The organism is Bacillus sp. AP50, from assembly GCF_040492675.1.
GTDB lineage: Bacteria > Bacillota > Bacilli > Bacillales > Bacillaceae_G > Bacillus_A > Bacillus_A cereus.
The window spans coordinates 1-16,015 of record NZ_JBEUTW010000163.1; the positions used below are offsets into that span (position 1 = coordinate 1).

A 16,015-nucleotide genomic window follows, 5' to 3' on the forward strand; every position below is an offset into this window, starting at 1 on the left:
ACATTATATTATCATATTCACTTTTTAAATACATATATATTTTTGGTAGTTTTTTTGAATAAATCTTCCAATTCAATCAGAAAATAATGGCAAAAAAGAAGAGGAGTTTACATATGGATACGGTAACATTAGCAAGAGCATTTTTTGGTTCTTCATTAGCATTCCACATTATTTTTGCAACACTTGGCGTCGGACTTTCATTGATGATTTTTATAAGCGAAATACTCTATCACTGGAAGAAAGACTCCGACTATGCCATTATGGCGAAAAGATGGACAAAGGCGTTTGCTATTCTTCTCGGTGTAGCAATTCCAACTGGAACAATTGTTGGTGTGCAAATCTCACTTCTTTGGCCTGGTTTCGCCAAAATTGTTGGGCAAGTTATTTCTGTTCCCTTCCAAATTGAGATTTTCGCCTTCTTTTTGGAGGCTTTATTCATGTCGATTTACGTATATGCAGCTGATAAACTTCCTCCATTTATGAGATTAATCTCGCTATTTTTCGTCATGCTTGGTGCCACGGCATCCGCCGTGCTTATTACATCAGCAAATACATGGATGAATACACCAGCAGGCTTTTCAATGAATCCAGATGGATCTGTTTTTAACGTTGATCCGTGGAAAGCTTTCTTTAATCCAAGTTTTGGCACAAGTGCATTTCATGTCGTTATTACGGCTTATGCAACCGGTGCGGCTGTCATTGCTTCTATTGCTGGATTTAAATTATTGAAGAAAAATTTAAGTACACGTGAAATTGCTTATCATAAAAAAGGGCTGCTATTAGGGCTTGTCGTTACATTTATTACAGGCGCTACGATGTGGCTTTCAGGACATGAATCAGCGATTGCCTTACATAAACACTCACCTGAAAAACTTGCATCTGCTGAAGCTTTATTTGAAACGACATCACACGCACCGCTATCCATTGGCGGAGTTGTGGATCCTAATACACTTGAACTAAACTATGCACTTGAAATTCCAAACATGCTTAGCTTATTAGTGGGACTAGACCCTAGCACTGTCGTAAAAGGACTAAACGAATTCCCACAAGAAACATGGCCACCATTTTATACACATACACTATTCAACTTAATGGTAGGAACTGCTGCGTTTACCTTTGCTGTTGCAACAATTGCACTCTTATATTGGTATTTCGTGTACCGAAAAAAGGGAACAGAACTACCGAAGTGGCTACTTTGGGGGGCTGCCGCATGCGGACCAATTATGATGCTCGGTATTGAATTCGGATGGATTTTCAGTTGTAGCGGTCGTCAACCATGGACAATTTATGGTATGCAACGTACCGTCGATGCATCTACACGCGCTGATTTCGTCGGTCCTTTATTTGTTTTGTTCATCATTTTGTATATTGGACTCGCTATTTTAACAGTCATTGTTCTACGGACATTCTTTAGAAGACATCCATTAAAGAATGATTTACAACACCAAGGAGGCGATTCTCATGTATGAGGAAAGTATTGCAATCATCATCTTATGGGCCCTTATTTTCGTATACAGTATACTAGGGTCCATTGATTTTGGCGCTGGTTTTTGGGGCATGGTATACGCAAAACATCCGACGCTCGCTGCTAAACTTGCGAATCGGTACTTATCACCAACTTGGGAAGTAACAAATACGTTTCTCGTTTTCGTCGTTGTCGCATTTCTCGGCTTCTTTCCGAAAGCGGCCTTTACTCTTGCGACAGTAATGTTCGTACCAGTTATGTTAATTTTAGTGCTCATTGCAGTACGTAGTACATTTATGGTATTTGCTTACTCCTTGCCAAAATACCAATACCTTCTTCGGGTTATTTCAGGTATTACTGGTCTATTAATTCCAGCACTATTAATTACCGTTTTACCCGTTACAGAGGGAGCCTATATTACAATGTCTGAAGGAAAGGAAGTACTCCTATATGGAAAACTTCTTTCTAGCCCAGTTATCTACTGTTATATGCTCTTCGGACTAACTTCTGAACTATTTCTCTCCTCTCTCTTTCTTGCTGATTTTTCGAGAGAACAAAGTTCAGAAGATACGTATAGAATTTATAGAAGAAATGCTATCATCCTTGGTCCTGCAACGCTCGTTACGGCAATTATTGCCCTCGTTGTAATGGATCCAGAAACACATTGGGTTATGCAAGGATTAATAAAGCAATTCCCGTGGTTTACAGTTTCTATTGTTTTATTCGTTATCGGATACTCGTCCCTTTGGTGGACAAACAAAAAGTACAATACACTAGGATACCCTCGCATTGCCGTTTTAGCTGTCGTCGCTCAATATGCATTTGCAAGCTATGCTTACGGGGTCGCGCATTTACCGTATATTATTTATCCTGACGTAACTGTATTTACAAGCTTTACAACGAAAGAAACGTTCTATGCACTGCTCATTCTATACGCAATTGGGATTGCAATTTTATTACCAGGATTTATTTTCTTCTGGAACTTATTCTTGAAGGATCGTACTTTTTTGAAGGAAAAATAATATAGCATTGGAGTCTGTTCCAAAAGGCATTTTGGGATGGGCTCCTTTTGTCGTGTTTTGTCGATAAGTCGATATATTTTAAAAATCGCTGATATATTTTGAGTTGCGCCGATATATTTCAATAATCGCTGATATATTTTGAGTTGCGCCGATATATCTCAATAATCGCTGATATATTTTAACTTGCGCCAATATATCTCAATAATCGCCCATATAAATTTCATTTACTATCTTACTGCCCAATAATTTATAGACTCCTCTCATAATAGTTATTTCACTATTCGTGACACTTGTCCTTTAGCATGAAAAACACATATTCGGTTCATCTCGTTATACGTCTAGTTCTTCTTATTTTTTGCTGAATATACTACCAATATAAACTTGAGACAAGCTACATCTGTTCAAGGGAAAATAGAAAGGTAGGCAAAATATGAGCATTGAAATATGGATTACTATTATTGTATTTTTCTTAACGATGATCGTTATCTTTTGGCGACCTCGCGGCTTAAATGAGGCATGGCCAGCAGCAATCGGAGCTGGTATCATCATAATTACTGGACTTGTATCAAAACCAGACATCATGGATATTATAAGTAAAATTGGCGGTGCTTCCATAACAATATTAGCAACTATTGTTATGGCAGTTATATTAGAAAGCTTCGGCTTCTTCCATTGGTCCGCAGCGAAACTGGCAAATCTAGCGAAAGGTTCTGGACGCCGTCTATACTGGTATATTCAATTATTATGTTTTCTTATGACTCTTTTATTTAATAACGACGGTAGTATTTTAATTACAACTCCCATTTTAATTCTTCTTCTAAAAAACCTTCAATTAAAACCACATCAACAAATTCCTTATTTATTAAGTGGTGCTTTAATCGCTACAGCATCTAGTGCACCAATTGGTGTAAGTAATATCGTAAATTTAATCGCATTAAACATCGTCCATATGACTCTTTATATGCATACCGCTATGATGTTTGTACCTGCAACATTAGGCTTATTATTTATGTCATGGCTCATGTATACAGTTTTGAAGAAAAAACTTCCGAAAAAATTACCTGTTTCTTCATATGATATTGAAGAAATTTTCTTCACGAAAAACTTCCATCCACTAAAAGGAAATAATTCTGTCGATACGAAACAAAAACGGACAAGATTCATGTTAAAAGTATTAGGTTTCGTCTTCCTGATGCGCTGTCTTCTATTCGTTGCATCCTTCTTATCCATCCCAATTGAAATCGTTGCAGTACTTGGTTCACTCGTTCTTCTCATTTGGAGATGGTACTACTTACGAACAAATCCTGTCGACATTTTGAAAAAGACACCGTGGCACATTTTAATTTTCGCCTTCTCTATGTACGTCATTATTTACGGACTACACAACGCAGGATTAACAGCTGCACTTGTACAATGGCTCGAGCCAGTTGTGAATCAGCATCTACTCTATGCTAGCTTTGCAATGGGCGGACTTGTATCCATCCTCTCTAACGTCTTCAATAACCATCCTGCCCTTATGATTGGTACAATCACATTAACAGAAATGGGACTAGATCCAGTCACATTAAAAACTATCTATCTTGCAAACATCATTGGTAGTGACATCGGTTCACTATTACTACCAATTGGTACGCTAGCTTCACTCATTTGGATGTATATTCTGAAACAAAACAAAATTAAAGTAAAATGGAAAGACTATTTAAGTGTATCCCTTATCGTTATCCCGCTCACAACAGTCGTCACACTATTCCTCTTATTCTACTGGGTACATCTCTTCTTCGCCTTATAAACAACAGAAGCCCCATTTGCTACCGTCTTAGCAAATGGGGCTTCTTCTATAATAAAGTTAGGTACTACAGTGTGATCAATTAAGTAAAGAGGTGTAACATGTTATTGATATAAATGACTACCAGCTTCTTTAAATTCTTCTGCTTTCTCTTTCATTCCTTTTTCAATTGCTTCTGTCGTTTCTAAATCATTTTCTTTTGCATACTCACGAATATCATGTGAAATTCTCATACTACAAAACTTCGGTCCACACATTGAACAGAAGTGAGCTGTCTTTGCCCCTTCTGCAGGCAACGTTTCATCATGATATTCCATCGCACGTTCAGGATCTAAAGATAAATTAAATTGATCGCGCCAACGGAATTCGAAGCGTGCTTTTGAAAGTGCATCATCACGCTGATGAGCCGTTTTATGTCCTTTCGCAAGATCAGCCGCATGCGCTGCAATTTTGTACGTAATAACACCCGTGCGTACATCATCTTTGTTTGGCAAACCTAAATGTTCTTTCGGCGTTACATAACAAAGCATCGCTGTTCCAAACCAGCCAATCATCGCAGCTCCAATTGCAGATGTAATATGGTCGTAACCTGGTGCAATATCTGTCGTTAGCGGCCCAAGTGTGTAAAACGGCGCGCCCTGACAAATATCAAGCTCTTTCTCCATATTCTCTTTAATTAAGTGCATCGGTACGTGTCCAGGTCCTTCAATCATAACTTGCACATCATGTTTCCAAGCAATTTTTGTTAATTCACCAAGTGTTTCAAGCTCAGAAAACTGTGCTTCGTCATTTGCATCTGCAATAGACCCTGGGCGTAATCCATCTCCAAGAGAGAACGAAACATCGTACTGCTTCATAATTTCACAAATCTCTTCAAAGTGAGTATATAGGAAGTTTTCTTTATGATGGAATAAACACCACTGCGCCATAATCGAACCACCGCGCGAAACGATACCTGTCGTACGCTTTGCCGTGATTGGAATGTAACGAAGCAATACACCCGCGTGAATCGTAAAGTAATCAACGCCTTGCTCCGCCTGCTCAATTAACGTATCACGATATACTTCCCACGTTAAATCTTCTGCAATTCCGTTTACTTTTTCCAGCGCTTGATAGATCGGTACAGTTCCAACTGGTACAGGCGCGTTACGAATAATCCACTCACGCGTCGTATGAATATTTTTACCTGTAGATAAATCCATAATCGTATCTGCACCCCAGCGCGTTGCCCACGTCATCTTCTCTACTTCTTCTGCAATCGAAGAAGATACAGCTGAGTTTCCGATATTGGCGTTTACCTTCACATGGAAATTACGCCCGATGATCATCGGTTCAGCTTCTGGATGATTAATATTCGCTGGTAAAATAGCGCGGCCTTCTGCGATTTCCTTACGAACAAACTCCGGCTCTACCCCTTCACGAATCGCAACGTATTCCATCTCAGACGTAATAATGCCATTACGTGCATAGTGCATTTGCGTAACATTTGCACCTTGCTTTGCTCTAAGTGGCTGGCGATCCATTTGCGGGAAAACAGGTGTATGCTTCGAAGCTACTTTCACACCGTCATCCTCTGGTTTCATTTCACGCCCTTCGTATGCTTCTACATCACCACGCCCCATAATCCAAGAGTGGCGCGGCGTTGGAATTCCTTTTTCCAACTCGACCTTATACGCAGGATCTGTATAAGGACCGCTCGTATCATACACACGGATTGGTGGATTTGGGACACCATTCGTTTCGCTTTGTTCAATCTCACGCATCGGCACTTTCATACCTTCTCGTGGTCCATCCACATATACTTTCTTACTCCCTGGTAAACTCGATTTCAATTCAATTTGCTCAGCTGAAACAGATTGTTTCATAAATTTTGTTGCCCCCCTGTTCGTGACAAGGACGAGATATGGCCAGCGCATGCCAAAATAAAAAGAGCCAGGTCCATAAAAAAATAAGGACCTGGCTCATAAAGACATCATTATGTAAAGCCGTTAACTTCCCTACGCTGGTACGAGCCAGATCAGGTCCAAAGGGTTAAGAAGTTCACGCGCTTCTCTCTCAGCCTACGCATACGTTAGGCACCCCTAGTTTATCACTGATTTAATTTTCAATACTTTCCCATCATACACGATAATCTGAAAAATGAAAAGTTTATTTCTTTTGCTATTTACGGAATCATCCACGTTAAATAATACGCCTGCACATACGTCATAATACCAACAATAATTACGAAGAACAAACTATGCTTCACTGTGAAACGGAACAAATCTGATTCTTTTCCGGCAAGACCAACCGCCGCACAAGCGATCGCAATCGACTGTGGGGAAATCATTTTACCTGTTACACCGCCTGTTGTATTTGCTGCAACGAGAAGCACTTCAGATACGCCGACTTGCTGCGCTGTAATGGCTTGTAAATTTGAGAACAGTGCATTCGCAGACGTATCAGACCCTGTTAGGAATACGCCAATCCAGCCTAAGAATGGTGAGAAGAACGGAAATAGTCCGCCAGTTCCGGCCAATGCTAACGCTAACGTAGAAGATAGACCAGAATAGTTTGCGATAAATGCAAACCCTAGTACGAATCCGATAGATAGAATTGGCATTTTTAATTCGCTTAACGTTTCTTTAAATGTCACTACTGCATCTTTTACATTCATTTTCAAAATAAACATGGAAATGATACAAGCAATTAAAATCGCTGTTCCAGTTGCCGATAATACATCAAACTTCAAAATTGCCTCGTAAGGCGTTGGTTTATTTACAATTGGCTCTGCTTTCATTACTAGATTATGCAGACCTGGAATTTCAAACTTAAATACAAGACTTTCTAAAGCCCCTCCTGGAGCGAATAATGCCTTAAAGAAACTTTGGCTCCAAATGACTACCATAACCGTTAATACGATAAATGGAGACCATGCTTTCACTACTTTTCCAAACGTTAATTTCGGCATCGATGCCGCTGTCGTTGTTACTGCTACTTCACTATTTGCTTGCCCAGATTGATAAATTTCTTTCGGCTGCCAAACTTTTAAGAACAGCGCTAAACTAATTAAACTTACAAGTGCCGATGTAATATCCGGAAGTTCCGGTCCTAAAAATGTCGCTGTAATGAACTGCGTAATCGCAAATGAACTACCCGCTACAAGTAACGCAGGCCACGTTTGTCTTATACCTTTAAATCCATCCATTAAAAATACGATAAAGAATGGAACAAATAATGATAGGAACGGTAATTGATGCCCAGCCATTTGTCCAATTTTATGTGGATCAATACCTGTTACTTGTCCAGCAACTGTAATCGGAATTCCCATCGCTCCGAACGCCACTGGTGCAGTATTTGCAATCAAACAAAGACCTGCTGCGTATAAAGGATTTAACCCAAGACCCGCAAGAAGCGCTGCTGTAATCGCTACTGGTGCCCCAAATCCTGCTGCTCCTTCTAAAAATGCTCCAAATGAAAATCCAATTAAAATAACGAGTAGACGATGATCGTTCGTAATCGATAATACCGATGCACGAATCACATCAAATTGACCTGTTTTTACAGAAATTTTATATAAAAATACGGACATAATGATAATCCAAGCAATTGGCCATAACCCGTACAAAAAACCGTACCCGGTTGCTGCCATTGCCATCGTGAACGGCATTTTATAAGCGAATAACGCTACTAAAACTGTAAGTACAACTGTAATAAATCCTGCCACATACCCCTTCATGCGGAAAACTGCTAAAGCTAAGAAAAAAAAGATAATCGGAATAAGTGCGACCGCTGCCGAAATCCAAATGTTTCCGAATGGATCATAAACTTGTGTCCATGTGTTCATTGTTCTCTCCCCCTAAAGAATCCCCTTTTAAATAGAATAACCTCATCAATAGACTATCAGGTCATCATACCTTTAAGCCTAAAATAAAAAAACGTTTAAGAAAACGTTTTCAACAACTTTCATTTATACTGTACCATAACAATTTCTATTAAAAAAGATTTTTTTGAAAATTTTATTATTTAACAGAAAATCTTACAAAATCGTCACGTTCTTGTAATGTTCATCGATAGGAAGTTTGCCAAAATTATTGCATAATAATAGTATAACAACAGAAATTATTTATGAGGTGATATATATGAACGGAAATAAAATATTAGCTGCGTTATCATACTTTAGTGTACTATTTGCCCCTATCTTATTCCCAATTATCGTTTGGATTGTGGGGGACGCTGAAACAAAGCCACATGCAAAACGTGCTCTATGGACACACATCATTCCAAGTATCGCTACATTTATCGGCCTAGCTATTTTAGGAATTATGGGTCTTGGATCTGACCAACCAGATGTAACACTTGGAATTGGATCAATGATTGTCTTAGCTATTTGCGGAATCATCAGCTTATACTACTTCATCTGGAACATTGTAAAAGGAATTAAAGTGCTGAAAGCTTAATTTTAAACAAATGTTTGTTTAAAAAGGGCCCCTTGCAATTTGCAAGGGGCCCTTTTCCTAATTCGTTCACTTTATCTTCTGCGTTTCTTCTTTTTTCTCATCATTTTCTTTCGGCGCGTATTCACTTTATCCGCTATAATGTGGAGCGTACTTGCCACAACAATTCCCATTAAGAACGTTACAATTTCAACCTCATGCTTCTTCGCAATTTCTATTAAATTACCATCCAGTGCGATTACATTTAATAGTAATAAAAATGGAGAAAAGACGATTAACATGTACGCAATACGAATTACATCACCAAGTATAATCGTATGTGTAAAGAAAGATCGATGCGGCATTACTTTCTTATAAGGATACCAAAATATACGTAAGAAACCCCATTTGTTATAAGCATTACTGTACGTATCTAAATCTGGTGTTAAAAATGAAGTACCTACTAAAAAACCAATCGCAAAAGTTAATAAAAAATCAAAATTTGTTAATCCATACGAAAAGAGCAAAAACAAAACAACCGGAAGGGATATTAAGTTTATTTTCGTATGCGTTCTTCCTGATGGCATAATGCACTTCCTCGCTTACGTTCGTCCTGTCACCTTATGACAGGTTTCACCTATTGACCTAATTTCTGATCGATAAATGTTGTGTCTATATCCGAACCAAACCATTCTGCCAACTTCACTCGTGCCTTATCTTTCACATCTTCATTGACGTATAACGACACCTGTATTAGTGCGGCCGTTAACGCCCCCAAATCATCCGTATAGCCAATTCCAGCAATGAAATCTGGAATCGCATCAATCGGTGCAATAAAATAAGCAAGTGCTCCAATTACAATAATTTTCACTCGTTTTGGAACATCGGGTCTTTGCAAAACGTAAAACAGTAATAAACTTGCATAAATGACAGATTGCCCTGCTTGCTTTGCAACATGTTTTACTTTCTTCCAAAACGCTTCAACTGAAAATTTTTGTTTCATGTAAAAAGCCTCCCTATTTTTAAAAAGAAATAAGCTACAATATGTTATCAGTAAAAGTTCATGGAAATTACACAAAACCTATCAATGAACTTTTATTGTAACAAACAAACCAAAAAAGAACAAGTGTTCGTTAATTTTCACACTATTTCCTTCATATAATAGATTTCTAGATAACCCTTACCCATCTTCATTTCTTATTTCTCAACAAAGAAAATTTTCACTTCCACTTAACATTCTGCTCTACCTTTGTTATATTTTCTAGTTGACGGACATATAAACGAATGTTAAAGTTTTCTCTGGTAGTGACAAATCTTATACAAAAAATGTAAAATGTTATAGTGTTTCTCAGAAATGAATTTTGTTGTATAATACAGAAATGACGTTATGCTTATGAGCAACAAAAGAAACCAAAAGGGTATGCATAGTTATAGTCGTATATGGGTGAATATAGAACCTTTAATTATGGCCAAGAAAACTATGTATTTTTTATTTTAGCATTTTTCGCTCCAAAATCGACCAAGCCTGATAGAGAAAGGGTGGAAATGAATGAAAGAAACCTTGAAATCACAATTTCAAAATGTGCGTTTCACTGTATTCGTAGCTTTAGCCTTATGGCTGAAAACTTACCTTATTACACGCACAAGCTTTGATTTAAAACTTGAATCTTTCATGCAAGAATTCATTTTATTCCTTAGCCCATTAGCAGCATCATTACTGCTTGTTGGTCTTGCATTATTTGCAAAAGGGAAAAAACGTAACTATATAGCACTTGGAATTAATTTTGTCTTAACAATCGTTCTTGTTGGTAACGTAATGTTCTACGGATTCTACAATGACTTCGTTACATTACCGGTGCTAGGACAAACATCTAACTTCGGAAGTTTAGGTTCTAGTGTGAAAGAATTATTTAACTACAAAATTATTCTTGCATTTGCAGACATTATCGTTTTCTTCGTTCTATTAAAGAAAATGAAGAACTTTGCACCTACAGAGCGTGTAGCACGCCCGATGCGTTCTCTATACTTCGTATCAACAGTTGCTATTTTCTTCGCAAACTTAGGACTTGCAGAAGCTGAACGCCCAGAACTATTAACACGTTCATTCGACCGCGTTATGCTTGTTAAAAACTTAGGATTATATGTACATCAAGTATACGATCTTGGCTTACAAGCAAAATCAAGTTCACAAAAAGCGTTCGCTGACGGTAGTAAATTACAAGAAACAGAAAACTACGTAAAAACAACACAAAGTAAACCAGATCCAAATATGTTCGGTACTGCAAAAGGGAAAAACGTAATTGTTGTCTCTCTTGAGTCATTACAAACATTCTTAATTGGTGCAACAGTTAATGGACAAGAAGTTACACCATTCTTAAACCAATTTACGAAAGAAAGTTATTACTTTGATAACTTCTTCCATCAAACTGGTCAAGGTAAAACATCTGATGCTGAATTCCTAGTAGATACTTCGTTATATCCACTAGACCGCGGTGCTGTATTCTTCACACACGGTAACAATGAATATACAGCAACTCCAGAAATTTTACGTCAGCAAGGGTATCACACGTCGGTATTCCACGCAAACAACGCAACATTCTGGAACCGTAACATTATGTATCCAGCACTTGGTTATGATCGTTACTACAACGAGCTTGATTACAAGATTACGCCAGAAACAAAATTAAATTGGGGATTAAAAGATATCGAATACTTCGATCAATCTATTGATATGTTAAAACAAGTGAAGCAACCATTCTATACTCGCTTCCTTACTTTAACGAATCATTACCCATTCACTTACGATGACAGTACAAAATTAATCGATGAATACAATTCTGGTGATGGAGTATTTGACCGTTACATGGTAACTGCTCGTTACTTAGACGAAGCAATGAAACACTTTATTGAGCGTCTAAAAGCAGAAGGTATTTACGACAACTCAGTAATCGTATTCTACGGTGACCACTACGGTATTTCTGAAAACCATAACCGTGCAATGGCACAGTTCTTAGGAAAAGAAGAAATCACTGCATTTGACCATATGAACTTACAAAAAACACCGATGTTTATTCACGTTCCAGGTCAAAAAGAAGGTAAAACAATTTCGAAACCAACTGGTGAAATTGACATTAAACCAACTATTCTAAACTTACTTGGTGTAGATTCTACAAATGACGTTCGATTCGGTCATGATGTATTCTCACCTGATAATAAAGGATTCGTTGTTCTTCGTGACGGTAGCTTCGTTACAGATAAATACATGTACACAAACAGTACATTCTATGACCGTGCTACTGGCGAAGTTGTACAATTACCGAAAGAAGAATCCCAGCCACTAATTGATCGTGCCCAAAATGAATTGAACATGTCTGATAAAATCATTGAAGGTGACTTACTTCGCTTCTCTGAAAGTAATAAGATCAAAACTGGTGAAGTAAAAACAGTTATTAAAGAAGAAAAGAAGAGCGCTGAGTAATCTCAGCCTCTTTTTTATTTTCTTCCATACAACTACTTATATTCATTAACTTTAAAATTACATAACCTTTACCAAATATTCACATAGTGTTAATGAAGAATCTCTATAATAAAATATGTAAACGAGGTTCTACATATTTCTTATCTCTCATCTTTCGTAAGATCCCTTAAAGAAATGTGTAAATCTTTTGTTTCTACTTTCTTATAATTGTCTTTCAACTTGTTTTGTTTCCATACACAAAGCATTCAACGAGACAATGTCCCTATGAAAGATAGCTACCCTCCTTGTGCAGCATTCCATAAGAATGTTGCTTTTTTTTATTTAAAAGCAGGATTCTCATTTCTTATTTTCGAATTTGTATATACAAAATGCTGTAAAGTGAAACTTTAATCAGCCCTCATCAATCGGGCATTTACGGGCAGTGATTCGCCCACTTCACTTCTTTGCTCTACCCGAATTTGTAAGTAGGGGCTTTACTGCCGTTAATGCGGGGTAGATCATCCTTATTTCTCTATGATTTACAAATACATATATGGTCATATGTAGAGAATTGCTCACATAAAAATTACTATAGTGATTTTTATCTCGCATGAATGAAAGTTTCACGTTACTTACGTACTTACGAAAGGATGGGACGGAAATTGGCATACGAAAAATTTGTACTTTGGAATGATGAAGTTATTGATACAACAAAACAACAAACGTACATAGAACTTGAAGAGAGAGGTTCGCAGTTCGGAGATGGTGTCTATGAGGTTATTCGCCTATATAAAGGGAACTTTCATTTATTAGATCCGCACATAACGAGATTATATCGATCCATGGAAGAAGTAGAATTATCGCTCCCTTTCTCAAAAGCTGAGCTCATCACTTTACTTTACAAATTAATTGAACGAAACCATTTCCACGAAGATGGCACCATTTATTTGCAAGTATCTCGTGGTGTACAAGCTCGCACACATGTATTTTCATATGACAACCCTCCGACAATTTATGCCTATATTACAAAAAAAGAACGACCAGCTTTATGGATTGAATATGGTATACGCGCTATATCAGAACCCGATACTCGATGGCTACGCTGTGACATTAAATCATTAAATTTATTACCAAACGTACTAGCTGCTACGAAAGCTGAACGGAAAGGCTGTAAAGAGGCACTTCTCGTAAGGAACGGTATTGTAACGGAAGGAAGCCATTCCAACTTCTTTTTAATTAAAAACGGAACGCTTTACACACATCCAGCCAATCACCTTATTTTAAATGGCATTATTCGTCAATATGTCCTTTCTTTAGCGAATACTCTTCACATTCCTGTGCAGGAAGAACTTTTCAGCGTTCGTGACGTTTATCAAGCAGATGAATGCTTTTTTACAGGCACAACGATTGAAATTTTACCAATGACCCACCTTGATGGGACCGCGATTCAAGATGGGCAAGTTGGGCCTATCACCAAAAAACTGCAAAAATCTTTTAATCAAATCTTATTACAATCCAATATGGCATCTTCTTAAACACGAATAATTTCTGTCCTTTCATATTCAATATATGCATTTAAATGGAAATCAAGGTGTAATTTTATGCCTTGATTTTTTTCTTGTAATCTTTTTGTCATATTCAGATTCCTATATAAGTCTTGACAGTAATCGACATGCTCTTTAGAATTTTTAACAGTTGGTAAATATTTCTTCACTACATTACAGACAGAAAGGAATCGACAAATTATGAAAAAGTATCTTGCCGGTCTTGCGGCAGTGTCTGTAGCAGGAGGAGCAGCACCTACACTTGATAGTGTTCAAGCTGCACCTGAACAAAATACACAAAAAGCTGCTACAACTGTCCAAGCTTCTGCATCAAACAGCTCATCTTATAAGGTAAACGCGAGCGTATTACATGTTCGTGCGGGATCAAGCACTTCTCACGACATCATCTCACGCGTTTATAACGGTCAATCACTAAACGTGATTGGCGAAGAAAACGGTTGGTTCAAAATTAACATTAATGGACAAACAGGCTTTGTTAGTGGCGAATTTGTATCAAAAAGTGGCGCAGCAAACAACAATGTAAGTACAGGTGGCAACAATAAAGTTACCGCTGATGTATTACGTGTACGTACAGCTCCTAACACATCTAGTTCTGTTTCTGGGCGTGTATATGAAGGACAAACATTAAACGTAATTGGACAAGAAAATGGTTGGGTGAAAATTAACCATAATGGACAAGTAGGTTATGTAAGTGGCGAATTCGTATCTGGCGTTTCTTCTAATACAGGTTCTTCAAACAACAATACGAATAATAACAACCAAGAAGTAAAACCAGCAAGCGGAAACTATACAGTAAATGTATCTTCCCTTCGCGTTCGTACAGGTCCTAGCACTTCTCACACAACTGTAGGTTCTGTGACAAAAGGACAAGTAGTACAAGTTGTTGGAGAAGTTCAAGATTGGTTCAAAATCAATTACGCAGGACAAACTGCTTATGTAAGCAAAGACTATGTAACAAAAGGCGGTTCTAACGAAAACGTTACAGAAGGCAACAAACAAGAGCAAAACAATAATAATGGAACTATTCAAACTGGTGGTTCTTACGTGGTTAACGCTACATCTCTACGTGTTCGTACAGGCCCTGCCGCTTACCATAGTGTAATTGGTGGCGTTTTAAATGGTACAACATTAAACGTAGTTGGATCTGAAAACGGTTGGTTTAAAGTAAATTACCAAGGAAAAACAGGCTTTGTTAGTAGCGAATTTGTAAAATTCGTTAAAGGTGGCACTACTACTCCTGAGCAACCAAAACAACCTGAAAAACCTAACCAAGGTGCAATTGGCGACTACTACATTAATGCTTCTGCACTAAATGTACGTAGCGGCGAAGGTACAAATTATAGAATCATAGGCGCACTTCCACAAGGACAGAAGGTTCAAGTAATCTCTGAAAACTCTGGATGGAGCAAAATTAACTACAACGGTCAAACTGGTTATATCGGAACACGTTACCTTTCTAAAACACCAGTTGGAGGCGCAGTAGATAATAAGCCTAACAATAACCAAAATAACAATCAAAACAATAGCAACAATAATAATACAAGCAACAATAGCGGCGACAGTTCTTCCGTACTTGCATACGCAAAATCAATGCAAGGTGTACCATACGTTTGGGGCGGAACTTCTGCTAACGGTGTTGACTGCAGTGGCTACATCTACCACGTATTTAAGAAATTTGGTCATAACATTAGCCGCCAAAGTGTTGCAGGATATTGGAGTAGCCTACCACAAACTTCAAGTCCACAACCTGGTGACTTAATTTATTTCCAAAACACTTATAAATCTGGTCCTTCTCACATGGGTATTTACCTTGGGGGCGGATCATTTATCCAAGCTGGAGATAAAGGTGTCGCAATCGCTTCATTAAGTAACTCTTATTGGAAGAGCCACTTCTTAGGATACACGAAAGCACCTTAATTAATAGTTTCAAAGCCTTCTAGTTTACTAGAAGGCTTTTTTGTACGATTTCAACACATTACTCCCTTTCCCCTACCTTCCCTCTATAAAAATAATGTATCCATTCTTCCATTTCATACACTTTATTCTGCAAAAACAATGCATAACGTTATCATAATGTATATATTTCCATAAAAAACATAACCTATTTCATATCTATTTATTTTATATGTGTTTTTTTGAAGAATTTTCTTTTTATTTAAACTTTTCATTAGACGTTTGACCTCCGATGTCCATTATGATAAGTTACTTAAGATGTTATATTCGTAAACGTATAGACAACTGGTTTATACACTGTTTTTACTATGAGGAAGGAGAATACACTGCATGAATCTTTTATGGGGAATTG

11 protein-coding genes and 1 riboswitch are annotated in these 16,015 nt (G+C 37.7%); of the genes, 7 read left to right on the top strand and 4 right to left on the bottom strand.

The features are described from left to right. Positions 1-113 precede the first annotated feature (113 nt). From cydA to ABWK52_RS14160, 3 genes are all read left to right on the top strand, one after another. Positions 114-1,469: a cytochrome ubiquinol oxidase subunit I gene (gene cydA, locus ABWK52_RS14150; protein WP_000381987.1), complete on the top strand. Its 1,356-nt coding sequence runs from the start codon at positions 114-116 to the stop codon at positions 1,467-1,469. Then, a complete protein-coding gene (locus ABWK52_RS14155; protein ID WP_000272788.1) occupies positions 1,462-2,487 on the top strand; it encodes a cytochrome d ubiquinol oxidase subunit II in 1,026 nt (341 codons plus the stop codon). Before cydA ends, ABWK52_RS14155 begins: the two co-directional genes overlap by 8 nt. Before the next feature lie 430 nt (positions 2,488-2,917). Next, entirely contained in the window at positions 2,918-4,276 is a 1,359-nt protein-coding gene (locus ABWK52_RS14160) for an arsenic transporter (protein WP_000021120.1), read from the top strand. A gap of 101 nt (positions 4,277-4,377) precedes the next feature. Here ABWK52_RS14160 and thiC read toward each other — a convergent pair whose 3' ends face one another. Both thiC and lldP read right to left on the bottom strand, forming a co-directional pair. Continuing rightward, on the bottom strand, positions 4,378-6,138 hold the full coding sequence (thiC, locus tag ABWK52_RS14165; RefSeq protein WP_000814476.1) for a phosphomethylpyrimidine synthase ThiC: 1,761 nt from the start codon (positions 6,136-6,138) through the stop codon (positions 4,378-4,380). A gap of 112 nt (positions 6,139-6,250) precedes the next feature. Further along, a riboswitch (TPP riboswitch) is annotated at positions 6,251-6,366 on the bottom strand. A 71-nt stretch (positions 6,367-6,437) separates the two neighbouring features. Further along, positions 6,438-8,099: an L-lactate permease gene (gene lldP / locus ABWK52_RS14170; RefSeq protein WP_001099339.1), complete on the bottom strand. Its 1,662-nt coding sequence runs from the start codon at positions 8,097-8,099 to the stop codon at positions 6,438-6,440. A gap of 295 nt (positions 8,100-8,394) precedes the next feature. On the opposite strand from lldP, the gene ABWK52_RS14175 reads away from it, so the two are divergent. After that, positions 8,395-8,712, top strand: a complete 318-nt coding sequence (locus ABWK52_RS14175; RefSeq protein WP_016110981.1) for a DUF4870 domain-containing protein — start codon at positions 8,395-8,397, stop codon at positions 8,710-8,712. A 71-nt stretch (positions 8,713-8,783) separates the two neighbouring features. Here the strand turns inward: ABWK52_RS14175 and ABWK52_RS14180 are convergent, their stop codons facing one another. Both ABWK52_RS14180 and ABWK52_RS14185 read right to left on the bottom strand, forming a co-directional pair. Next, positions 8,784-9,275, bottom strand: coding sequence for a metal-binding protein (locus tag ABWK52_RS14180; protein WP_001139060.1), 492 nt, complete (start codon positions 9,273-9,275; stop codon positions 8,784-8,786). 50 nt (positions 9,276-9,325) lie between these two features. Then, positions 9,326-9,691, bottom strand: coding sequence for a YkvA family protein (locus tag ABWK52_RS14185; protein WP_000810369.1), 366 nt, complete (start codon positions 9,689-9,691; stop codon positions 9,326-9,328). Between the two features lie 546 nt (positions 9,692-10,237). On the opposite strand from ABWK52_RS14185, the gene ABWK52_RS14190 reads away from it, so the two are divergent. The 3 genes from ABWK52_RS14190 (at position 10,238) to ABWK52_RS14200 (ending at position 15,627) form a co-directional block, all read left to right on the top strand. Further along, positions 10,238-12,166, top strand: a complete 1,929-nt coding sequence (locus tag ABWK52_RS14190) for an LTA synthase family protein (protein ID WP_000665358.1) — start codon at positions 10,238-10,240, stop codon at positions 12,164-12,166. A gap of 629 nt (positions 12,167-12,795) precedes the next feature. Further along, complete coding sequence (locus tag ABWK52_RS14195) at positions 12,796-13,680, top strand: D-amino-acid transaminase (RefSeq protein WP_074595267.1); 885 nt, start codon at positions 12,796-12,798, stop codon at positions 13,678-13,680. A gap of 210 nt (positions 13,681-13,890) precedes the next feature. Further along, positions 13,891-15,627, top strand: coding sequence for an SH3 domain-containing protein (locus tag ABWK52_RS14200; protein ID WP_097998792.1), 1,737 nt, complete (start codon positions 13,891-13,893; stop codon positions 15,625-15,627). Positions 15,628-16,015: the final 388 nt, after the last annotated feature.